This is a genomic window from Paenibacillus sonchi, from assembly GCF_016772475.1.
Classification (GTDB): Bacteria; Bacillota; Bacilli; order Paenibacillales; family Paenibacillaceae; genus Paenibacillus_AQ; species Paenibacillus_AQ sonchi.
The window spans coordinates 3,539,005-3,560,767 of record NZ_CP068595.1 but is presented as its reverse complement, the minus strand read 5'-3'; the positions used below and the strand labels follow the sequence as shown (position 1 = coordinate 3,560,767).

General features: G+C 52.7%; 18 protein-coding genes and 1 tRNA gene. 9 read left to right on the top strand and 10 right to left on the bottom strand.

From position 1 onward, the window contains the following. Nucleotides 1-731: 731 nt before the first annotated feature. From JI735_RS16210 to JI735_RS16200, 3 genes are all read right to left on the bottom strand, one after another. Complete coding sequence (locus JI735_RS16210; RefSeq protein WP_202677567.1) at nucleotides 732-1,919, bottom strand: amidase; 1,188 nt, start codon at nucleotides 1,917-1,919, stop codon at nucleotides 732-734. Nucleotides 1,920-2,300: 381 nt separating this feature from the next. Beyond that, entirely contained in the window at nucleotides 2,301-3,878 is a 1,578-nt protein-coding gene (gene ggt, locus JI735_RS16205; RefSeq protein WP_202677566.1) for a gamma-glutamyltransferase, read from the bottom strand. 362 nt (nucleotides 3,879-4,240) lie between these two features. Further along, nucleotides 4,241-4,618 carry a PH domain-containing protein gene (locus JI735_RS16200; RefSeq protein WP_020431226.1) on the bottom strand — a complete coding sequence of 126 codons (378 nt, stop codon included), beginning with the start codon at nucleotides 4,616-4,618 and terminating at the stop codon, nucleotides 4,241-4,243. A gap of 167 nt (nucleotides 4,619-4,785) precedes the next feature. Between JI735_RS16200 and JI735_RS16195 the strand changes: the two genes are divergently transcribed. The 3 genes from JI735_RS16195 (at nucleotide 4,786) to JI735_RS16185 (ending at nucleotide 7,462) form a co-directional block, all read left to right on the top strand. Continuing rightward, entirely contained in the window at nucleotides 4,786-4,953 is a 168-nt protein-coding gene (locus JI735_RS16195; RefSeq protein ID WP_157771522.1) for a hypothetical protein, read from the top strand. A 104-nt stretch (nucleotides 4,954-5,057) separates the two neighbouring features. Next, complete coding sequence (abc-f, locus tag JI735_RS16190) at nucleotides 5,058-6,986, top strand: ribosomal protection-like ABC-F family protein (RefSeq protein ID WP_459213570.1); 1,929 nt, start codon at nucleotides 5,058-5,060, stop codon at nucleotides 6,984-6,986. Between the two features lie 17 nt (nucleotides 6,987-7,003). After that, entirely contained in the window at nucleotides 7,004-7,462 is a 459-nt protein-coding gene (locus tag JI735_RS16185; RefSeq protein ID WP_039839768.1) for an ASCH domain-containing protein, read from the top strand. 101 nt (nucleotides 7,463-7,563) lie between these two features. Here JI735_RS16185 and JI735_RS16180 read toward each other — a convergent pair whose 3' ends face one another. From JI735_RS16180 to JI735_RS16170, 3 genes are all read right to left on the bottom strand, one after another. Beyond that, nucleotides 7,564-7,716 carry a hypothetical protein gene (locus JI735_RS16180; protein WP_020431223.1) on the bottom strand — a complete coding sequence of 51 codons (153 nt, stop codon included), beginning with the start codon at nucleotides 7,714-7,716 and terminating at the stop codon, nucleotides 7,564-7,566. 202 nt (nucleotides 7,717-7,918) lie between these two features. Continuing rightward, entirely contained in the window at nucleotides 7,919-8,536 is a 618-nt protein-coding gene (locus tag JI735_RS16175) for an NUDIX hydrolase (RefSeq protein ID WP_039839770.1), read from the bottom strand. A 42-nt stretch (nucleotides 8,537-8,578) separates the two neighbouring features. Then, complete coding sequence (locus JI735_RS16170; protein ID WP_039839792.1) at nucleotides 8,579-9,532, bottom strand: TRM11 family methyltransferase; 954 nt, start codon at nucleotides 9,530-9,532, stop codon at nucleotides 8,579-8,581. A 378-nt stretch (nucleotides 9,533-9,910) separates the two neighbouring features. Between JI735_RS16170 and JI735_RS16165 the strand changes: the two genes are divergently transcribed. Together JI735_RS16165 and JI735_RS16160 are read left to right on the top strand one after the other, a co-directional pair. Next, complete coding sequence (locus JI735_RS16165; protein ID WP_039839772.1) at nucleotides 9,911-11,266, top strand: dipeptidase; 1,356 nt, start codon at nucleotides 9,911-9,913, stop codon at nucleotides 11,264-11,266. Nucleotides 11,267-11,519: 253 nt separating this feature from the next. Further along, on the top strand, nucleotides 11,520-13,523 hold the full coding sequence (locus JI735_RS16160; RefSeq protein WP_051052355.1) for a serine hydrolase domain-containing protein: 2,004 nt from the start codon (nucleotides 11,520-11,522) through the stop codon (nucleotides 13,521-13,523). A 144-nt stretch (nucleotides 13,524-13,667) separates the two neighbouring features. Here the strand turns inward: JI735_RS16160 and JI735_RS16155 are convergent. From JI735_RS16155 to JI735_RS16145, 3 genes are all read right to left on the bottom strand, one after another. Further along, a tRNA-Gly gene (locus JI735_RS16155) sits at nucleotides 13,668-13,741 on the bottom strand. A 76-nt stretch (nucleotides 13,742-13,817) separates the two neighbouring features. After that, nucleotides 13,818-15,941 carry a putative bifunctional diguanylate cyclase/phosphodiesterase gene (locus tag JI735_RS16150; protein ID WP_039839774.1) on the bottom strand — a complete coding sequence of 708 codons (2,124 nt, stop codon included), beginning with the start codon at nucleotides 15,939-15,941 and terminating at the stop codon, nucleotides 13,818-13,820. Nucleotides 15,942-16,120: 179 nt separating this feature from the next. Beyond that, nucleotides 16,121-17,080: an aldolase catalytic domain-containing protein gene (locus tag JI735_RS16145; protein ID WP_020427405.1), complete on the bottom strand. Its 960-nt coding sequence runs from the start codon at nucleotides 17,078-17,080 to the stop codon at nucleotides 16,121-16,123. A gap of 240 nt (nucleotides 17,081-17,320) precedes the next feature. On the opposite strand from JI735_RS16145, the gene JI735_RS16140 reads away from it, so the two are divergent. The 4 genes from JI735_RS16140 to JI735_RS16125 all read left to right on the top strand — a co-directional run bounded on the left by JI735_RS16140 (nucleotide 17,321) and on the right by JI735_RS16125 (nucleotide 20,049). Beyond that, on the top strand, nucleotides 17,321-17,563 hold the full coding sequence (locus tag JI735_RS16140) for a FeoA family protein (protein WP_020427404.1): 243 nt from the start codon (nucleotides 17,321-17,323) through the stop codon (nucleotides 17,561-17,563). Next, on the top strand, nucleotides 17,560-19,572 hold the full coding sequence (feoB, locus tag JI735_RS16135; protein WP_039839776.1) for a ferrous iron transport protein B: 2,013 nt from the start codon (nucleotides 17,560-17,562) through the stop codon (nucleotides 19,570-19,572). The genes JI735_RS16140 and feoB overlap by 4 nt, the downstream gene beginning before the upstream one ends. Nucleotides 19,573-19,619: 47 nt before the next feature. Then, nucleotides 19,620-19,814, top strand: coding sequence for a FeoB-associated Cys-rich membrane protein (locus JI735_RS16130; protein WP_039839777.1), 195 nt, complete (start codon nucleotides 19,620-19,622; stop codon nucleotides 19,812-19,814). A gap of 97 nt (nucleotides 19,815-19,911) precedes the next feature. After that, nucleotides 19,912-20,049 carry a hypothetical protein gene (locus tag JI735_RS16125; RefSeq protein ID WP_167330858.1) on the top strand — a complete coding sequence of 46 codons (138 nt, stop codon included), beginning with the start codon at nucleotides 19,912-19,914 and terminating at the stop codon, nucleotides 20,047-20,049. 113 nt (nucleotides 20,050-20,162) lie between these two features. Here JI735_RS16125 and JI735_RS16120 read toward each other — a convergent pair whose 3' ends face one another. Next, nucleotides 20,163-21,749, bottom strand: a complete 1,587-nt coding sequence (locus JI735_RS16120; protein WP_233476424.1) for a leucyl aminopeptidase — start codon at nucleotides 21,747-21,749, stop codon at nucleotides 20,163-20,165. Nucleotides 21,750-21,763 lie beyond the last annotated feature (14 nt).

Here is a 21,763-nt window from a genome sequence, read left to right as displayed (position 1 = left end):
GTTAGCTGGATAAGTGGAATAAGTATAACTAATTTGCTTGTGAACCTGCTCTTGCCGACACTAAGTGGAAAAAGTACCACTAATTCAGCTCATTTCGCTCCCAATGGGGAAATATCGCCCAATTAAGTTTACTTTTTCCACTTAAATCGCACGATTATTTATTTCTGGGAGAAATAGGCTCCCTTTTTCCACTTAATCATTCGCTGGCTGGAGTAGGCGATTTCAGAAGTACTTTTGTGCGCCTGAGAATTATTCGGATTTTTGCCTCACTACTTACTCTTACTCCTACTCTTACCATCACTCTCACTCCTACTTCTTACTAATTGTTCTTACTTCTACTTACTCTTACTTCTTACTATTCACCTTTACTACTTACTCTTACTCTGACTACCTACTCCTACTCTTACTACTCCCTCTTACTCCTTATTACTTGCTCTTACTTCTTACTTCTTACTTCTAACTTCTTACTTCTTGCTCTTACTTCCTACCCCTTGCTACTTCCTACTTGCTCTTACTTCTTACTACCTGCCACTTATTCTTACTTCTTACTCCATCTACCTGCTCTTATTCCTTACTATTCACCCCTATATTTACTTCTGTTAGTTATACCTACTCCCCCCACTGCTCCGCACGGTCGCGAAGACAGGGGGCAACACTAGCTCTTTTGCGCAACTCTAGCTTTGTAGGACAATTCTAGTTCCGTTGAGCAACACTAGCTCTCTTGTGCAACACTAGCTCTGTTGCCAAATCTCCCGGACCCAGGAGAGCAGGCGCAGATCCTGCCCATGCCCGCCGATCACCGACAAGCCAAGCGGCAAGCCGGCGGGGCCAAGCACCGGCAGCGTCACCTGCGGCAGACCGGCTAAGCCGGCGATGCAGCTGAGCATCATTGCGCCGCTGCGGTTCTGCTCCAGCTGTGCCAGATCCCCGCCGCGCAGCGGTGCGGGGCCTGGCACGGTCGGGAGGACGATGCAGCCGTCCTCCCCAAGCAACTGCCGCAGCCGGGCGGCAATCTCCGCGCGCATCCGCAGCGCGCGGCTGTGGTCCTGCCCGGCCAGGCCCGCCGCCCACGCGAAGCGGGCGGCGATGTCCGGGCCAAAGAGCGGCTGCGCACGCGCTATCCATGCCCCATGGGTCGCCCATATCTCGGCGCCCTGCAGTTCCCTGAAGACATTCATCCATGTCTTCAGCCCCTCCGGCGCGATCTCCGTCGCGCCGGACCAGCCCGCACCGGCCTGCAGCAGCTGCAGGCCGTCTTGCAAGCTGGCTGCGCTATCCGCATCAGCCAGCGCCCATGCCTCCGGCGCGATGTGCAGCTTGCCCATTGCGCCTCCCCTGCTGCCGGGAGCTGCCGCCCCGAGCAGCACCTCGCCTGCCCGCAGCAGCAGCTCCGGGCAGGCTGTGATCCAGCCTACGGTGTCGAAGCCCGGCGCGAGCGGAATCACGCCTTCCATCTCCACCGCACCATGCGTCGGGCGGAAGCCGTACACGCCGCAGTACGCAGAAGGCACACGGATGGAACCGCCGGTATCCGTGCCCAGCGCAAAATCCACATTGCCGGCGGCTACCGCCACCGCTGAACCGCTGGAGGAGCCGCCGGGGATGCGGTCCTTGGCCCGCGGGTTGACCGGCGTGCCGTAGTGGTAATTCTCCCCGCCGAGGCTGTACATCAGCTCATCGGTATGCGTGGCCCCCCGCAGGGTAGCCCCGGACTGCAGCAGCATGCTGACCGCTGCCGAATGTGCAGCAGACGGGGGATGGCTGCGCAGCCAATCCGGGTTGCCGGCAGAAGAGCGGTGCCCGGCTACTGCAAATACATCTTTTACTGCAAAGCTAAGACCACCCAACTTTCCGCTTCCCGAACCCGTTACCTCAAGCTCCGGTTCAATAAATGCACCATGTTGATTATGAACAGCCATCTCTGCCCCTCCCCTCCCGGACGAACCGGAACGCCTTCAGCCATCCCATGTCACTTACTCTTCTTTTCTTGGTCATACAAACCAAATTGGAAAAAACCTATGTGTTCATTACAAGTTAAGTGTATTTACTGCAATTAAACTGGTGGTTAAAAGTCCATTTATTAAAATAAATGTATTTCGTACAGTTAAAAATGGCGGTTGACCTTGCTTGGGCACAATGAGTGTTATTTAACTGTGCAGACTGCAATTAAATCTATTTTCACGCCGATATCCGGGCTTTAGTTGTAGAAAATACAGTTACAGGCGGGAAGCAGCCTCCGTAGAAGCAGCTTCAACTCCACTCCAGACCAGATCCAGATCCAGCTCCAACTCCAGCCCCAGCTACCAGCCAATAGCTGCACCATCGCAGCGCGGGTCCGTGCCTCCGCAGCGGTAGCCGTTGGCATCGATGGAAATGGCGTGGGCATGGCCCACAATTCCATCATAGTCCCCCACAGGGCGCACCAGATGTCCTGCTTCGGATAGCTTGCTCAGCACCTCAGGTGCAACCCGGCGCTCCACCTTCAGCTCCTGGGTCGGCTCGCCCCAGGTTCTGCCCCAGACAAAACGCGGTGCGTCTACCGCCGCCTGCGGGTCCATTCCGTAATGCAGCATCCGGGTCAGCAGCAGGCTCTGGGTCTGCGGCTGGCCCTCGCCGCCCTGCGTGCCCCAGAGATAGACCGGCTTGCCGTCAAGGCAGGCCATCGCCGGCATCAGCGTATGGAACGTCCGCTTGTGCGGCTCCAGCGTATTGATATGTCCAGGGTCGAGGGAGAAGAAAGAACCCCGGTTCTGCAGCAGAATCCCTGTATTTCCGGCCACAACGCCCGAACCAAATTCAAAATACAGGCTTTGAATGAAAGAGACCGCGTTGCCTTCATCATCCACAACCGCCGCATAAGCGGTATCCCGGCCCACCGGTTCACTGCTAAACACAGCTGCCTTCACAGGTGAAATCGATGCAGCCAGCAGCGAAGCATACTGTTTATCCAGGAGCTGCTCCAGCGGAATCCGGCTGAAGGCCGGATCGGTGAGCACCCGGTCGCGGTCGCGGAAGCTCAGCTTCAGCGCTTCCACCAGCAGATGATAATATTCATAGGAGCCATGCGCGATGCCTCCAAAATTGAAGTGTTCCAGAATATTCAGCGCCAGCAGTGCGGTAAAGCCCTGGGAGTTCGGCGGGACCTGATACACCGCGTAACCGTGGTAGTCCGTCGATACCGGCTCGTCCCAGTTCCCCTGGTGACCGGCAAAATCCTCCCGGGTGAGATACCCGCCGGAAGCCCGCATATACCGGCTGATATCCCCGGCAATCTGCCCTTTATAAAACGCATCCCGGCCGCCCTCGGCCAGGAGCCGCAGCGATGCGGCCAGCTGCCGCTGCACAAACCTGCTCCCTGCGGCCGGAACCGCGCCGCCGGGAAGATAGATCGCCGCCGCTTCCGGGGACAGCGCCGCTCCGGCGAGCACGCTGTTGCCGTACTGGTCCGGCGACAGCGGAAACCCGCCGGCGGCGTAACCGATCGCCGGCTCCAGCACCTCCCCCAGGGTCAGGCGTCCATACCCGCGCTGGACGGCCGACCAGCTGTCCGCCATTCCGGGGACCGTAATGGCACTGCGCACCCCCCGTCTCGGAATCGCCTCCTCGCCGGCGTAGCAGTCCCTGCAGACGCCATAGCCGGAACGCCCGCTGCCGTTGTAGGCCCGGACGCGCCCTTCGCCGGCGCTGTAGGTAAGCCAAAAGGCATCGCCGCCCAGTCCCGTCATATGCGGATAGACCACAGCGAGCGCGGCGCTGACTGCTACCGCCGCATCAAAGGCGTTGCCGCCCTTTTGCAGAATCCGCGCTCCGGCGGCGGAAGCCAGATAATGGGGGCTGACCACCATCGTTTTAGTACCGATTACAGGACCTGTCGTCATGCTGCCCATCTCCCATTCCTGTCGCTCAAGTTAGTGTCATTTAACAGCACCGCAAAAACCTTTGTCAATCGGGAGAGACGAAACCGCAGGTTTGCCCTCTGTTTTTTGTGAGCCATGCACAAAGTTCTGCAGAACCGCATTGCGTAGGATAGTCTTACACCGCTGAACTGTATAGAATAGCGGCTATGGTGACTATGGCTGGCTGACCAGCTGCGGCGCTGCTTGCTAATGCGCCTCCTTCCACGGTTGCATTCCCCATTCCGCTCAGCGCCATGCAAAAATACAAGCAGCCGCCTATAAGGAAAGGCATAACCTGCTTGTACCGCCTGAATCGCCATTATGATGTTTGCGCACCCCACGACTTATTTTAAAATATACTGGGACAGCACAGCCTGCACCTCATAGATATTCACGGATTTGTTGAAGGTTTTCTTCAGCGGCAGCGCGCCTCCCGAGACATACAGGCATAGCTCCGCATCCAGGTCAAAGTGCCCGGCGGTTTCCACCGAATAATGCGTAATGCTTTTGTACGGGATGGAATGGTACTCCGTTTTTTTGCCGGTCACGCCTTGCTTGTCAACAAGAATCAGCCGTTTATCCGTAAAAATGAACATATCCCGGACCAGCTTATAGGCCCGCTCGATTTTTTCCTGCGGGGCAAGAATCTGTGCGTATTCCCGCTGAACATCCGGCAGCGCAACCTGCGTGGCATTACCCAGCAACCCGTTGAACATCGCCATTGCCCGGCCCTCTTCCTGTATTGGATTTGGCAAAAGAACCTCCGCCATATACTCATACTACTTGCACATGGCATCGGATATGCACAGTTGCTGCACTTTTTCTATTGCATATTCAGCCGTTATTGGTTAAACTGATTTTAAATTTGGATGAAGGAGGTGTAGGAGGAATGGATCACAATCGGACCAATAGTGTTAGCAGCCGGCTGATTAATATTATGGCTGGCATCGTTCATGTAATTGCCGACAACGGGAGAAGTCTGTCCATTTACCTGAACTCAATAACACTACAACATTGTGAAATGCCTTTCCTGCCTGCGCTTCAACGGACGCTTTAAGACCGGAGAAACCATAAGGGCCGCGGGGAAATTTCCCTGCGGTCTTTTTGTTTCCAGAATTGAACGTAAGCGGCGAAAGGGCATTCTTTAAAAGGAGAATCCCTATGATCATCTCATGCCAAAATGTTCAAAAATACCACGGCGCCCAGCTCGTGCTGAGCGACATTACCTTCGATATCCGCCAAGGTGAAAAAATCGGCCTGATCGGCCGCAACGGCTGCGGCAAAACGACGCTTTTCCATCTGCTGAGCGGGGAGGAACGTCCCGACCAGGGTCAAATCTCCATCCGTAAAGGCAGCGTCGTTGGATTGCTGGCGCAAATTCAGGAAGTCAATGACGGGGAGACTGTTTATGCAGTTTTGCAGCGCAGCTTCGCCGAACCGCTGGAGTGGCAGGCCCGCCTGCGGGAGCTGGAGCTGGCAATGTCTCAGCCTGACGCCGGAAGCAGCGGGTCGACCTTCGAGCGGCTGCTCAAGGAATACGGCACCCTCCAGGAAAAATTTGAAGCGGCTGGGGGCTATGAGATTGAAGCCTCCATCCAGCGTGTAGCCGCAGGACTGGGCATCGGGACCGGGCAGTTTGACCGCCGTTTCTCTTCCCTCTCCGGCGGGGAGAAAACCAAGGTCGGCCTGGCCGAGCTGCTGCTGCGCCGTCCCGATATCCTGCTGCTGGATGAGCCGACGAACCATCTCGATATGGAAGCCATCGAATGGCTGGAGCAGTTCCTGCAGGATTACGAAGGGACCGTGGTGGCGATCTCCCATGACCGCTACTTCCTCGATGCCGTAGTGAAGAAAGTGATTGAGATTGAAGACGGCGAAGCCTTCACGTTCCACACGAACTACAGCGGTTATCAGATCGAGAAGGAAGCCCGGCTGCTGCGGCAGTTTGCCGATTATCAGGAGCAGCAGAAGAAGATTAAACAGATGCAGGAGAGCATCAAACGGCTGATCGAATGGGGCAACCGCTCCAATCCGCCGAACCCTTCCTTCCACCGCCGGGCGGCTTCAATGCAGAAGGCGCTCGACCGGATGGTGAAGGTCAAGCGTCCGGTCCTGGAGCGCAAAGCCATGGATTTGCAGCTGCAGCAGGAGGATCGGACCGGCAATCAGGTCGTCGTTCTTGACCGGATTGGCAAAAGCTACGGGGACCGCACCCTCTTCTCCGGGGCCAATGAAGTTCTGCGGTATGGGGAAACCACCGCATTGATCGGCGGCAACGGCGCGGGCAAGAGTACGCTGCTGCGGATTATCCTGGGCCAGGAGCTGCCGGATGAGGGAAGCTGCACCCTCGCCGCCAGAGCCGTTGTCGGCTATCTGGCCCAGGAAGCTGTTCCGGAGGACGGGAAGCTCTCGGTGCTGCGGTACTTCCGCGAGGAAGCAGGTCTGGAGGAAGGCGAAGCCCGGGGACAGCTGGCACGGTTTCTCTTTTACGGAAGCGATGTGTTCAAGAATATTGCAAGCCTCTCCGGGGGAGAGTGGACCCGGCTGCGGTTCGCAGTGCTGATGCACCGCCGTCCGAATCTGCTGATTCTCGATGAACCGACCAACCATCTGGATATCGATTCACGCGAGGCGCTGGAGGAAGCGCTGGAGGAATACCCTGGCACCGTGCTGGCGGTATCCCATGACCGATATTTCATCAACCGCTGCTTCGGGAAGCTCTGGTCCATAGCCGAAGGAAGATTCACCGCTTTCTCCGGCAACTATGAGTATTACAAGGAAAAACAGGCCGAGAAGGCTGCCGCCGCCGGACTCTCTTCGGATAGCGGCAAGGGGCAGCGGCAACCAGACAATGCCCCGAAGTCCGGCAGCAGCCCATCTGCAGGCAAGTCCCGCCCCCAGGCTATTGGGAGGAGAGGATCGCCACCGCCGAGGAACAGCTCGGCTCCATTGATGCGGAAATGCTTGACCCGCAGATCTCCAGCGATGCGGACCGACTCGCGGAGCTGCAGCTTATCCGGGACGCCGCGCAGGAGAAGCTGTATGAGCTGTATGCCTGCTGGATGCGTGAAACAGACCAATAAGCCCTGAAAGGACGGATGATAACAATGACAGAAATAATCGCTGAATATTGGAAGGCCTATCTGGAGGAACACCCTGAAGCTGCTGATTTATACGACAGTGCCTGGGCGTTTGGCGACAATGACCGGCTGGCAGATGAACTGCTGGCCCTTGTGCTGGAGGGAGTCAAGACCGGAACAGCTATGAACTATGAGCTGAATGAAGTGCGCGGGCTGCCCTTGCCTTTTATCGGCGGGCATTCCATAATCCTGGACAGCCAGGGCATGCCGCGGGGAATCATCAGGACAACGAAATGCGAGGTTGTCCCCTTTCAGGAAGTGACTGCGGAATTTGCCTATTCCGAAGGTGAGGATGACCGGACTCTGGAATCATGGCGGCATCATCATGAAGCCTATTTCACAAGAGAATTGAAGGCTTATGAAATGGCCTTTGATCCGGGTATGCGGGTGGTTTGTGAAAACTTTGAGCTGGTATACTGCAAATAATCAGAGATGCGCATTCAAAAAGGCTGCTTCTTCATCACGAAGAGGCAGCCTTCATTGTATAGTTGCAAGTAGTGGTGGAAGTTGTAGCTCTGCGGTTAATTCTAGTGCCAGAAACCCATAACCCAGCCAATAACCGAGATCCATAAAGGAATGCTGATGAGGACGCCCCATACCAGTCCAGTGGCAATGTTGCCTTCTGCAGGACGTGTCATGCCCTCCTGCTTAAGCGGAAGTCTTAGCTCTTCTTGTTCCATGCGATCCCCTCCTAAAATAACTATCGACAGAGCAGAGGAAAAAATGTAGACCGCCTGGCCCAAAAGTTAAATTTTCGGCGATTTTTTTAGATATAAAGGCTCAGCGGCTCCATATTGTAAAGGCTTACATATTTATAATTAACCAGTTTTTGTCTCATTTAAAACTTATAAATTATCTTATTCCTACAGCATATGTAAATCCCTAGTCCAAAATGACCGGTTTTTCAGGATTCCGCAAATATTCGAACATGATCCGCAACTGCTCCCGTGTGTTCCGTTCTTCCGACAGCTCCGGCAGTTCATCCTCGGCAAAAAAAGCCACCCCGTTCGTCTCCACGCCCTCCGCCGCAGCGCCGCCGGTTATCCGGCATAAGATGAACATTTTGTACACATGGTACGGCTCCGGCGGATGGTGATGGAACTTCTTGTCCAGCACAGCAAGCAGACGCAAAGCCTCGGCCTGAAAGCCTGATTCCTCAGCGATCTCCTTAACCGCCACTTCCCTTGGAGACAGTCCGATATCGGCCCAGCCTCCCGGGAGCGCCCAGTGGCCATCCAGCTTTTCACGAACCAGCAGAATCTTCTCGTCACGGAAAACCACACCGCGCACATCTACCTTGGGAGTACTGTAGCCCTCCTCGCCCGCAAAAGCAAGCCTGATCTTCTCCTTACTCTCAAAGGTATAGTCCGCCAGAATATCCACGCTCAGCTCCCGCAGCGCCTGATAACGTTCGATATCATATACATCCTTGGCATAGGCAAGCCCCGTCTGGGCAATCGCCTGAATTTCCTTGGCCCAGGTTAACCACTTCTGTTCCATAGCTGCACCGTCTTTCCTCAGTATAGACATACAAAGTCCTGTTTACTCACACAGCATCAAATGACGGGAGAATGCGCCTTTCTTTGCTACGCAGCGGTCGATAATGGCGAAGCCTGCTTCAGCAATCATCTCATCCACCGCTTCAATCGCGACAATGACAGCACGGTCAGCAATACGGCGGGTATGAACCAGAATCGCCAGCTGCTCCTCGGGCGTAATCCGCGAATATAGATTATAGGGCATGTCCACGATAGCAACGTCATAATGCTCCTGAATGTCCGCAATATCGCCCAGGGTAACCACACTGGTAAATCCGAAATGGGCAATATTCGTGCGTGCACCGGCGGCAATTTGCGGGTTAATGTCCCGGCCTACAATGTCAATGCCCATGGACAGCGCCTCCACCATTACTGTGCCTATGCCGCAGCAGGGATCTATCGCCCTCACACCTTCAGGATGCGGAACCGCCATATTGACCGCCGCCCGCGCAACACGCGTGCTCAGCGCAATCGAGTAGCTGCGCGGTTTGTTCATCTGCCGGAACCAGGTTGCCTTGTTCTTATGATACACTCCGAAGTACCAGCGGCCGCCCAGGGTCACAATGCCGTATACCCGCTCCGGATGGTTCACATCCGCCTCTCCCTCGATGCGCAGTCCGATTTCCCGCTCAATCGCTCTGCGTTCATCATACTCTATTTTTTCTTCCGGGGACAAATCGTTCGTCTTCACAAAAATCACCTTGAACGTCTGCCCTTCCACCTCTACCTGTTCGGTCTGCTTATAGATATCCTCGAGACGGTCCCCGGAGTACATGACGTCAATCCGCTCCTTGATAAACGGACTGCGGCTGACCTCCACTTGGGTCCCGCTCCCAAAGATCGCCGCCGGAATTTCCCGGCCAAACAGACAGCGCAGCTCCATTCCGCACAGGGATTCTTCATCCCCGGTACAGGCGTAGGTATATATATATAATGGCTGTTCCTGATTATTTTGCATATGCATTTCGGAGTCATGGCTACTATTTGAATTCACTGACACTTCATTCTCGCTCCTGTCGCTTCCGCATGATGCGGAGATTCTGCCTTTTATACTGCATTGCAGCACCTGCCATACCAGCAGTGCCTTTTGCCGCTTAAGCCAGCTAAGCTTATCATGGTTACTGTAGGTAATCAACAACCTGAAAGGGACTGACAGCGGATCTCCTGAAACTATCCTTTGTCAGACTTTTGCCGGTAACGTTTTGATCCATCCTGGGTTCTCCAGTATAATGGAGGCAATACACTGCCAAAAAAAGACTGCGGCGCAAGCCGTAATGCCATGCCGGCTGATTCAGCCGGTTTTTCGCAGCGAAACCCAAGGAGGTACATATTCACTATGTCTTACGAAACCTACTTTCAGACTGAGCGTGAAGCTCAACTGGCCGAACTGAAGCAATGGCTGTCCATCCCCAGCATTTCGGCGCTCTCTAGCCACAAGGAAGATGTATTGTCCGCAGCACACTGGCTGCTGGATACCCTGAAGCGTGCCGGGCTGGAGAATATTGAACTATACCCTACCGCAGGCCATCCGGTCATTTACGCCGACTACCTTCATGCCCCCGGCAAGCCGACCATCCTGGTCTACGGCCACTATGATGTGCAGCCGGTTGATCCGCTTAACCTGTGGACGACTCCGCCGTTTGAACCGGAAATCCGTGACGGCAAGCTGTACGCCCGCGGAGCCACCGACGACAAAGGCCAGGTGTTCATGCACATCAAAGCCATTGAGGCCATTCTCAAGCAGGAAGGCACTCTGCCGGTCAATATCAAGCTGTGCATCGAAGGCGAAGAGGAAATTGGAAGCGTCCATCTGCCGTCTTTCCTGGAAGCCAGCAAAGACAAGCTCGCAGCAGACGCTGTGCTGGTCTCGGATACTTCCCTGCTGGAACGCGGACGCCCGGCCATCTGCACCGGCCTTCGCGGTCTCTGCTCGCTTGAAGTCAGCGTCAATACCGCATTGACAGATCTCCACTCCGGTTCGTACGGCGGCGGTGTGCCGAATGCACTGCATGCGCTGGTTTCTTTGCTAAGCTCACTTCATGACGACAAGGGCCGCGTTGCCGTTGAAGGCTTCTACGACGGCGTTCCCGAGCTATCCCCGCTGCTGCGTGAAGAATTTGCCAAGCAGGGCGTGGATGAAGAGAAGATCCGTGCAGGGCTTGGTCTGGACCAGCTGTACGGAGAAGAAGGATACAGTTTTGTGGAACGGGTCGGCGCCCGGCCAACCCTTGAACTGAACGGTGTCTACGGCGGGTTCCAGGGTGAAGGCAGCAAAACCGTCATCCCTAAAGAAGCCCATGCCAAAATCACCTGCCGCCTTGTCGGCGACCAGGACCCTCAGCATATTCTGGATGTTGTTGAGGCTCATCTCAAGGCCAACATTCAGGCAGGAGCAAAAGTCCAGGTAAAACAGATGGAAAAAGCCCGCGCCTTCAACATTGACCCTTCGAACCCCATTCTGCAGACAGCGGCTGACGCCTATGGCAAAGTATACGGCACCCGCGCCCTTTTCACCAAAGACGGCGGTTCCATTCCGATTATGGAAAGCTTCTCCCGCATTCTTCAAGCACCGGTGGTGCTGATGGGCTTTGGCCTGGATGACGAGAACCTGCATGCCCCGGATGAGCATTTCAATCTGGAGAACTTCGATAAAGGCCTGCTGACTATCGTCGAGTTTCTGAAGACTGTCTAAGACCTCCTGTCCCTATACATTAAAAGCCAGGGTTTCCGCATAATGCGGAGACCCTGGCTTTTTAGATTTATGTATATATAAGTTTAATAACTAATCCATAGGAGAGGCGATCTTAAGATATTATTAATAATTGGCTTAAGTTCTCCTTATGTTTTCGTTTCTATACTTGGTCTATCAAGGAAAGGAGGCAAGCGGTTAAACTTCGGGCTGGGCATACAACTATAATCCATTATTCATGAAAAGGAGAGTTACAATGAAAAAAATGATCCCGTTCATTCTCGCTGCTGTTCTGCTGGTTCCATCCGTTGTAGCAGCGGCAGATCCGGAAAAGAACGCTTCCTTCGTCAACCTCGGCAAGGCTGAAATCGAAGCATTCGCAAATACATTTTTTCAGCAAAAAGAAGTAAAAGACCAACTTGCAGGCGCAGTTCTCGTCGTCGTGAAAAACGGGCAAGTCTTGCTGAATAAAGGGTATGGCTATGCGGATGTCGACTCCCAAAAACCGTTCGACTCCGATCATACCGTCTTCCGTGTGGCATCCGTATCCAAACTGTTTACTGCTGTAGGGATTATGCAATTGGCTGAAAAAGGAAAACTGGACCTGGACAAGGACGTTCAAGCCTATTTACCGGATGTTCAAATCCCGAATAAAACCGGGGGGCCGCTCACTTTGAAGCATCTAATGACTCACACGGGCGGTTTCGACGCAGGTACCGCAGAAGATCCCCAAAAAACATATTCGCTAAGAGACTTTATCAAGGAGACCGTACCGACCGTCATCACAAAGCCTGGCGAAGTGTTCAACTACAATAACTACGGCTATGATTTGCAAGGATATATTATTGAAAAGGCATCCGGTCTTCCGTTTGAAGAGTATATGATGAAGAACTTGTTTGCGCCTCTCGGCATGAACAACAGTGATTTCATCTTCACCGATAAAGTCAAGAAAGCGATCGCTACTCCCTACGACAGCTCCCTTAAGCAGGCCCAGCAAATTGTCAATGTACCGGTTAACAAGCCGGCCGGCGGTATGTTTTCCACTGGAGCTGATATGGCCAAGTTTCTTATGGCCATGCTGAACGATGACCCTGCAAGCAAACATCGTATTCTGACCGAGGCTTCTATACGGGCGATGGAACATAACAGCGTTACGATTCACCCTAAAATTTCAGGAGCCGGCTACGGCTTGGAATCGAACTACACCAAATATTACAACGGATACAATGTCGTAGAGAAGGGCGGCGATTTGCCCGGCTTCCATTCGAACATATGGTTGCTGCCTGATGAGAAGACAGGGGTTTTTCTCGCTTTGAACAGCGACAAAGGCAATTTGCGCCTGCCTTTCTTCGAGCAATTCATGAATCGTTACTTCCCGAAAAAGGGAACAGGCCCGGCTTTCATGCAACCGGAACCGACCCAGCAGCAGTTGCTTCGCTTCGAGGGAACATACCGCGATTTGCGCAGTCCGGGATGGAGTTATGATATTTCGGCCGGGGACGGAGCATTGATCGTCAAAGCCCCTTCGGGTAATCATACTTTGCGGCAAGCGGAAGACTTGCTTTTCTATGACGAAGAGGGAGTTCCCGCAGGATTTAAACCGGACGCCGATGGAAACATCCTTTACTTTGCTTACAACAAGCCTGGCAGTTGGTCGGTGAAGTCCCCCGAGATGCCCAAATTCCAAGACGTACCCGATGATCATCCTTATGCTGAGTACATTTATGAGCTCGCTCAATCAGGAGCCATCCAAGGAGGTTCCGGCAGTTTTGAGCCGGACAAGCCGATCACCCGCGGCCAATTCATTGCTATGCTCGTCCATTTATCCACTTATCCGCTTTCTCAGAAACCCTCTTCGTTTGCAGACACCAAAGGAAATCAATACGAGGCATATATCCAGACAGCATACGAAATTGGCATTGCTAATGGATTTACAAACGGAATGTTCAATCCTGACCAACCGGTCACTCGTGAAGAAGCGGCAACCCTTGTCTGGCGATTGGTCAAAATTGTCCTGAGCGCCGCTCCAGTGCAATCCGACTTGAAAGGCCCGTACTCTTCTTGGGCAGCTGAAGGCCTGCAGTTTGTCGTCGGAAAGCGGTTGTTCGGTCCCGATGTACAGACGTCTTCAACAGGTTCGGTAGACTATAGGCCGAAAGATATCATGCTCAAACAAGAAGCGGCTGCATTGCTTAGCCAGCTCCTGAAGTCAATTCGGCAAATTGAAAAGCAACTGAATATTCAGACGGATCGATCGTGAGGGTTCCGATCCGTCTTTTCGGCCCGCCGCCTAATTTGAACAATGGAGATGGCATAAGCCCCTTGAACAAAAAGTAGTCAACAGTTTGTCGAAAAACACGCAAATAAAAAACCCTTGTGCAACAAGGATTTCGAAGTTTAAGTATGGAGCGGGTGATGGGAATCGAACCCACGCTATCAGCTTGGAAGGCTGAAGTTCTACCATTGAACTACACCCGCAATAGAAAGTGAAGACAAAAAGTATTGTAGCACTCCTACGAAAAAAATGCAACCCTATGGGCGCATTCTGTTTCCCTTAAGATGGCAACCCCAGCGAGGGCTTCAGAAAAAAGGTTTCGAATTCGGCCGCCTTAATGGGTTTGCTGAACAAATACCCTTGTCCCTCATGGCATTGCTGCTGGCGCAGGAATTGCAGCTGCTCCTGGTTCTCCACACCTTCCGCCGTTACCTTCAGCTTCAAGTGATGGGCCATGGAGGTAATCGTCGATACAATGGCTGCGTTGTTGCTGTCCTCCAACACTTCCGATACAAAGGAACGGTCGATCTTCAGCCGGTCAATCGGCATATTCTTCAGGTAATGCAAAGAACTGTAGCCTGTGCCGAAATCATCAATACTGATAAAGACCCCCAATCTCTTCAAGCGGTTGAGCTGATCGAAGGCCGTCTCTTTATCCAGGGTCATGCTTTCCGTAATCTCCAGATCAACATAACAAGGGTCAAGCCCGATATCCTGCAGAATGACATCAATTTTCCCCGCCAGATTCGGCTGGAGAAATTGGCGCATAGACAGGTTGATGGAGACGCAAATGGGCCGGTAACCGGCGTTCTGCCACATTTTATTCTGAAGGCAGGCTGTCTTGAGCACCCATTCCCCAATTGGAACAATCAGGCCGCTCTCTTCGGCAATCGGGATGAAGTCTACTGGGGAGACCAGTCCGCGCTTCGGATGATTCCAGCGCAGCAGTGCTTCCATACCCACGATTTCTTCGGTTTCGAGCTGTACCTGCGGCTGATAGACCAGATAGAACTCGTCACGTTCAAGCGCGCGGCGCAGATCATTTTCCAGTTTCAGCCGTTCCTTCGCTTTCATCTGCATTGCGGGTATGTACCGGCGGATCTCTACTCCCTGGTCTTTGGCATTATGAACAGCGGTATCCGCATTCTGAATCAGCTGCTCTGCCGTGTCCCCGTCTCCAGGATAAATGCTCATGCCCAGACTGAGTGAAATATGATACTCCCCGGATTCAAGCTGCACCGGCGTGTCGAATAGCCGCAGAAGCTCCCCCGCACGAATCAGGCAATTCTCTACACCCGTCCGGTCCGTCATAAGAAAAGCAAACTCATCCGCTCCCATACTGTAAAGCTCTTCATTCGCTTTCGCTTCATTCCCAATACGCTTGGCGACCAGTTGAAGCAGAAGATCGCCGGCGTAATGTCCGAGCGAGTCATTTATATTTTTGAAATGATTGATATTCATGATAACCAGTGCGGTGAATCCGCGGCTCTTGTCCCGTTCACTCTGAAGCAGCATTTCTTCCACGCGCTGCATCAGGCGGCGCCGATTCGGCAGACCGGTCAGATCATCGTGGTAAGCCAGATAATTAATCCGGGCCTCTGCCTCCTCATTTTCCTGAAAAGGCTCTTCAATGGTAAGCCGGTATACGCCCTTCAGCAGAAGATAATAGGCTGCACTGCTGCTGAGCATTCCAAACAGATAATCCAGCTCTCCTACGCTCAGAAGATTCATAAGGAATACCTGCCCCAGCGCGAAAAAAATCAATGAGCGGATAATAATGAGGAGGGAAGCCGACTTCTCCGTTTTGCCAGGGTAGACGATGATGCCCACGGCTAGCAGATAGATAAAAAGCACGGCCAGATTCATGACATGCTGCAGTCCGTCAACCTCCGAATAACCTGACATCCGGGTAGCTGCCATATCCCCAAAAATGAACAGAGCCAAAGCGCCCAGAACCAGCACAGAGGAGGTCCGGAAGACTTTGTTTTTGCCTGCCGATGCTACCGGCTTGTCCCCTCTGCCGAAGATGAACAAAATCCCTAATGCACTCGCTAACCGCGAGAAGGTGAGCAGCCACAAGGATTGTTCAGCATTAATATAGGAAGATATTGCCGGAATGCCTACGAAACTGAGCGTGTGTAAAAAGTCAAATATGCATACACCCAAAAAAAGCGCAGAGGTATAAAGCCTGGCCTGCGATAACCGGTTAGCGAAGAACAGCCATCCTTGGGCAAAAATAGCAAATCCAAAGGCGACATTACAAAAGCCAATGATCAGATAGAGCGCCGACAACAAATCCTTATCCTCTATATTCCCCAGCGGTGTACGAAAAATTTGTATCAGAAGGAACAGCACGGCCCCTGTAATTGCCGCATGTATGGTCTTTTTCTCTTCTTGTCTCATAGGTCCCTCGCGTCTGAATTTGATATCTATTATAAGTGGATGGATATATTTATGTCCTATGTATAAATATCGGCTGGATGGCTCAGTAAAGTTACATTCAACCTTTATTAAAAGAAAGCCCCGGGAAAAATAAAAAGCACTTCCCCCTGTTCCAGAGTTCAGTGCTTCTCATGAAGCCTTTATTTATCTCCAAAATTCACTTCAGGTGTGGTGAGCTTGTCATAGAATTCAACCGCTTTGTCCTTGTCCTCCGATGAACGCAGCGCCATTGCGGAGCGGGGATGCTCATCCAGCGTGCCTGTAATCATATACGGAATGATGTAGCCCCATTCTTCCTTTTCACGCAAAGGGATCATCAGCCGTTCCAGGATGTCGAGTACTGGCCGGAGCGTGTACCTGGTATTCTTCAAGTGGGTAACCAGCAGCTCAGTTGGGCAGTTTCCGGCGGCACGTCCCATCCCGTAGCAGGAAGCATCAAGCAGCTCCACACCTTTTTCGGAAGCCAGAAGGGTGTTGGAGAAGGCCAGCTGCAAATTGTTATGGGTATGTACCCCTAACCGCTTATTCGGCAGGTGGGTTTGGAACTTGTCCACCAGATAATGAATGTCGTTATGGTCCAGGCTGCCGTATGAATCCACAATATATACAACGTCTACAACGCTCTCGCGGATTTGTTCAAAGGCTTCCAGCAATTCATTCTCCATGACATTCGACAAGGCCATAATATTAATGGTGGTTTCATAACCTAGATCATGGAACGTCTGCACCAGCTGCAGGGCCTTGTCCACATCTTTGCTGTAGCAGGCAACGCGGATCAGATCCAGCATACTTTCACTGCGGGGCAAAATATCATTCTCATCCACCCGGCCGATATCCACCAGCGCAGACAGCTTGGTGTGACCCTTCTGCGGAATCACTTTTCTCAGAAAATCATCATTCAAAAAACGCCATGGCCCGGCTCCCTCTGCTCCTTTGAGCAGTTTAGGTGAATTTTTATACCCGATTTCCATATAATCAACACCAGCCTCATTCAGGCCGGCATACAGATTCTGAACGAATTCAACACTGAAATCCCAGTTATTAACCAAACCTCCATCGCGGATCGTGCAATCGACAATCTTGCTTTTATTACTCTTCACCTTGTGTTCTCCTTTCAGTTGTAACCCTCATTTTGCCGCCGGGACGGACTTCCTATGCAGTCATTATCGTTCAATCATACTGTAGCAAAGAATCAATTGTAAAGAAAATTTCAGTTTCTCTTCATACACTTTTCTCAGCATAATATACAATGACAAATATCACAGAAAAAATGCATAAAAAATGCTAAAGTACAAGAAAACAATTGAGATTGATTATCAATCTCTCTCGGAGGGATTTAAATGGCTTCAACATCCTGCTCCTTACTGCGCTTACAACCGGGCTCAACAGGCTCCATTCAAAGAATAGAAGGAATGAACCCCATCCTGCGGCGCCGCTTGGCTGATCTTGGTGTGTCTGAAGGCGTAATAATCCGTCTGAAAGGGAAAGGCCCTTTTCTCGGTCCCATCACCCTGGAATGCAATGGTCAACTGTTCGCTATCCGCCGGAAGGAGGCTTCCATGATTGAGGTGAATGTCTCATGAGTTCAATTGCTCTCGTAGGTAATCCTAATACTGGGAAAACCTCGCTTTTTAATACACTGACTTCTTCCTATGAATATGTGGGCAACTGGGCAGGCGTAACGGTTGAGAAAAAAATCGGCAGCCTGAAGAACGGCGCAGGCAAGCTGATCGATCTCCCTGGTATATATTCGCTGCATCCCCTCTCCCGTGATGAGGGTGTCGCCACGCAATATCTGATCGAGGAATCCCCGGAAGCCCTCATTAATATCGTTGATGCCTCCCAGCTGGAACGCAATTTGCTGCTCACCCTTCAATTGCTTGAGTATGGCAAACCCACTGTCCTGGGGTTGAACATGATCGACGTGGCCAAGGCGCGCGGCATTGCAGTTAATCATGAGGTACTGCAGTCACGTCTTGGCATTACTGTGCTCCCGCTGATTGCCAGAACCGGCAAAGGCAGCGGACAAGTACTCAGTGTCCTGGAGAAAGCTTCAACGATCCCGCAGGTAACCTTCAGACTGGATTATGGCGAACTGACCGAGGAAGCCATCGCTTCCATCGTAACGGAATTGAAGTCCATTCCCGGACTGCCCAACCTGCGCTGGGTTGCCTTACAGTTGATGGAGCAGAATCCGGTTGTTCTGGAACTGCTGAAGAAACGTATGGATATCTCCCGCCTCATGGTTATCTGCGACGGATGCCAGAACGCATTGCAGAGCAGCAAGCAGGCGCTGACGCTGCCTCAATGGATCCGGTCTGTCCGTATGGACTACATCCGCTCCCTCTGCGCAGCCGCGATGGATACCACACTTCTTAAGCCGCATAATCTGACTGAAAGACTTGATTCCATTCTGACGCACCGTTTTCTTGGGCTGCCGCTGTTCATTTTCTTTATGTACGCAATGTTTAAGACAACCTTTGACTGGGTCGGCGGGCCATTATCGGATCTTGTAGACGGCTTGATATCAGGCCCCATCAGCACTGGAGCGAGTTCACTGCTTCACACAGTAGGGGCATCGGAATTCACACACGCGCTTATCGTGGACGGAATTATTGGCGGTGTTGGCGGGGTTATCGTCTTCGTTCCGCAGATCTTCATCCTGTTCCTGATGATCTCATTCCTTGAGGACTCCGGTTATATGGCGCGTGTCTGCCTGCTGATGGACAGCACAATGGAGCGCATGGGGCTCAACGGTAAAGCCTTCATTCCTTTTATCATCGGCTTCGGCTGCAACGTTCCGGCAATTATGGCCGCACGCAGTATTGAGCAGCCTAAAGACCGCATGCTGACTACACTCCTGATGCCGCTTATGTCCTGCTCCGCACGGCTTCCGGTGTATCTGCTGTTTGCAGCTGTATTTTTCCCGGCTCAGCAGGCTACAGCAGTTCTGGCCATGTATGTGCTGGGCGTTGTGTTTGCACTCATTTTGTGCAAATTGTTCTCCAAACATCTGTTCAAGAATGAATCCTCGGTCTTTATCATTGAGCTTCCGCCCTACCGGATGCCCCAGCTGAAGACGCTTGGCCGCAGCACCTGGGAAAAAGGCAAAGGGTTTCTGCGCAAGGCGGGAACGATCATTCTTGCCGGTTCTGTGATTATCTGGCTGATGTCTTACGCTGGCCCTTCAGGATTAAATGTGGAAATGGACCACAGCTTCCTCGCTAAATTCGGCGGGTTGATTGCGCCCCTGCTGCATCCGCTTGGTTTTGGCACCTGGCAGGCTGGCTCTACGCTGGTTCCCGGTTTTCTGGCCAAAGAGGTTGTTGTATCTACCATGAATATTATCTATCATGCGCCGGATGCGGCCGGACTCGAAGGCCAAATCTCGCAGGTCTTCACCCCGCTCAGCTCGGTCAGCTTCATGGCCTTTATCCTGCTCTATATTCCTTGCCTGGCTACTGTAGGGGTTATCAGGAAAGAGACTGCTTCGTGGAAATGGACCTTTTTCTCCATGGGATATTCGCTGGTGCTGGCGTATTTGGTTTCATTGGTCATTTTTCAAGGTGGAAGCTTGTTGGGCTTGTCGTAGGATATGATATAACCAAAAGTTACTTGAGCGAAAGCGGGGGAACTGCAATGATAATAAATATATTGATTATAGCGCTTGTATTTGGCTACTCCGGCTGGATGATTTACCGTCACGTGCAAAAGGGAAAAGAAGGGGCTTGCGCCGGGTGTGATAAAGCCAAGACCTGCGCTGCCGCCTCCGCAACTTCTCCATTCTCCTGCAGCGGAGGACCGGTAGATCCCAAGCATTCAGCCAAGGCCTGAAACCCAATCATACTGAGCCACTCGTTTAAGATCCCTGGGATGGGGGTATGTTAGTTATATGCAACTACAACCAGACCAACCCAAGGAGGGAAAACACATGAATACCAAAAAGACTTTATTTACTACGGCAGCGCTTGGAGCAGCCTATCTACTCAGAAACAAGGATGCGCGTAACAAGGTCATGAACGGCATTCAGTCCATTACTTCCCAATTCAGAGCCAAAAGAAACAGCTAGCCGGAGCCGATGAACGGTGTGGGCCGTGCTTATACGTCATTATATGAAGCACAAACGGTACCTCCTTTTCCTAAGGAAGGTACCGTTTTGCTGTTCTCCTTTTGAAGTCGTCTTCAGCTTTGGGGTGTATCCGCAGCCCTGGCCTCATCGTCAGCATTCAAGTGCAGTAAATATTGCAGCAGCGTGCGCACCATTACACCGGTTGCCCCCTTGGGATTCACTCCGCGTTCCTTGGACAGAAATGCCGTTCCGGCAATGTCCAGATGAACCCAGGGCCGCCCCTCCGCAAACTCACCGATGAACAAACCAGCTGTGCTGGCTCCGCCGTATCTTCCGGCTGCATTGCGGATATCTGCCACCTCGCTGCTTAGCATCTCACGAAACTCGGGAAACACCGGCAGCCGCCAAATTTTCTCTCCGGCGCGGATAGAGGCTGTCTGAAGCGCCTCCATCATCACCTCATTATTGGTTACAGCCCCCGTTGCGGTATCACCGAGAACCGAGAGCACAGCCCCTGTCAGCGTCGCTACATCGATAATCCGGTCCGCGCCCCACTCCAGGGAATAGGTGAGCGCATCTGCCAGCACAACCCGGCCTTCAGCATCGGTATTCAGGATTTCGATGGTCCGGCCGCTCAGGGTAGTCACGATGTCCCCCGGTTTGAAGGCATTGGCTGCAGGCATATTTTCTGCAGAAGGAATAAGCATTACCACGTTAATCCGCGGACGCAGTGTCCCCAGCGACTCCATAACGCCAAGCACAGCCGCCGCACCGCCCATATCGCTGATCATATCCTCCATGCCCGGCGCCCGCTTGAGGGAAATGCCGCCGGTATCAAAGGTAATGCCCTTGCCTACGATTGCAGTAACATTCTCCCATCGGCTGGTGCCCTGATAACGGATAACAATCATTCGTGGTGGATGCACACTCCCTTTGCCGACTGCCAGTAGCCCGCCCATGCCCTTTTGTGCGATTTCCTGTTCATCCAGAACTTCGGCAGGGAATCCATGCCGCTCGGCAATTTCAATCGCCGCCATGGCAAGCGCTGATGGCGTCAACAGATTGCCAGGAAGATTGGTAAGATTGCGTGCCAGGTTGGTCGCTTCACCAAAAACCTGGCCCTGCTTAATCCCTTGGGACCATTCCAGAGATTCTGCGGCCTCTGCTTTCCGGTCCAGAAGGAATACAACAGACTCAAGGCCTGCATAAACCGGCTGTTCCCGCTTGTAGTGCGTCCGGCGGTAAGCTCCCAGAATGAGCCCTTCCGTCAGTGCTTGCCCGGCCTCTTGGGGCCTTGCCGCAGTCAGCTTGCTCAGATTGTCCGGAACCTGGATGATGAGTCTGACAACGTTTAGCCTGTGAGCCGCACGGGCCGCCTGAGCCGCAATAAGACGGAGCTCATCCGTTCCCGCCAGCCCACTCCCGCAGCCTGCCAGAATGAGAACAGGAAGCCCAAGCCGCCCTTCCAGCGGAAGGACATAAATCTGATTCAGCTTGGCACCAAACAGTCCGGCTTGTGAGACTCGGCTAATTTGCTCCGCCCATTCACCAGCCTCACCGCTTTCCATTTCATTCTCAGTTATCATCAGACAAAGTGCATCACCCTGCAGTGTCATTGCCCGTATGCCGCTGCTCCATTCAATATCGATAATAATCACTCCTGTCCCGCGATTCGGATGATGATTGCTTCGTAAGAACACAGATAGGCTGATCT

Coding starts and splice junctions, on each gene's coding strand:
- JI735_RS16140 (WP_020427404.1), top strand. CDS start 17,321: ATGGCTTCAACATCCTGCTCCTTACTGCGCTTACAACCGGGCTCAACA.
- JI735_RS16150 (WP_039839774.1), bottom strand. CDS start 15,941: ATGAGACAAGAAGAGAAAAAGACCATACATGCGGCAATTACAGGGGCC.
- JI735_RS16195 (WP_157771522.1), top strand. CDS start 4,786: ATGGATCACAATCGGACCAATAGTGTTAGCAGCCGGCTGATTAATATT.
- JI735_RS16165 (WP_039839772.1), top strand. CDS start 9,911: ATGTCTTACGAAACCTACTTTCAGACTGAGCGTGAAGCTCAACTGGCC.
- JI735_RS16210 (WP_202677567.1), bottom strand. CDS start 1,919: ATGGCTGTTCATAATCAACATGGTGCATTTATTGAACCGGAGCTTGAG.
- JI735_RS16130 (WP_039839777.1), top strand. CDS start 19,620: ATGATAATAAATATATTGATTATAGCGCTTGTATTTGGCTACTCCGGC.
- JI735_RS16180 (WP_020431223.1), bottom strand. CDS start 7,716: ATGGAACAAGAAGAGCTAAGACTTCCGCTTAAGCAGGAGGGCATGACA.
- JI735_RS16160 (WP_051052355.1), top strand. CDS start 11,520: ATGAAAAAAATGATCCCGTTCATTCTCGCTGCTGTTCTGCTGGTTCCA.
- JI735_RS16175 (WP_039839770.1), bottom strand. CDS start 8,536: ATGGAACAGAAGTGGTTAACCTGGGCCAAGGAAATTCAGGCGATTGCC.
- JI735_RS16185 (WP_039839768.1), top strand. CDS start 7,004: ATGACAGAAATAATCGCTGAATATTGGAAGGCCTATCTGGAGGAACAC.
- JI735_RS16200 (WP_020431226.1), bottom strand. CDS start 4,618: ATGGCGATGTTCAACGGGTTGCTGGGTAATGCCACGCAGGTTGCGCTG.
- JI735_RS16125 (WP_167330858.1), top strand. CDS start 19,912: ATGAATACCAAAAAGACTTTATTTACTACGGCAGCGCTTGGAGCAGCC.
- feoB (WP_039839776.1), top strand. CDS start 17,560: ATGAGTTCAATTGCTCTCGTAGGTAATCCTAATACTGGGAAAACCTCG.
- abc-f (WP_459213570.1), top strand. CDS start 5,058: ATGATCATCTCATGCCAAAATGTTCAAAAATACCACGGCGCCCAGCTC.
- ggt (WP_202677566.1), bottom strand. CDS start 3,878: ATGACGACAGGTCCTGTAATCGGTACTAAAACGATGGTGGTCAGCCCC.
- JI735_RS16170 (WP_039839792.1), bottom strand. CDS start 9,532: ATGCAAAATAATCAGGAACAGCCATTATATATATATACCTACGCCTGT.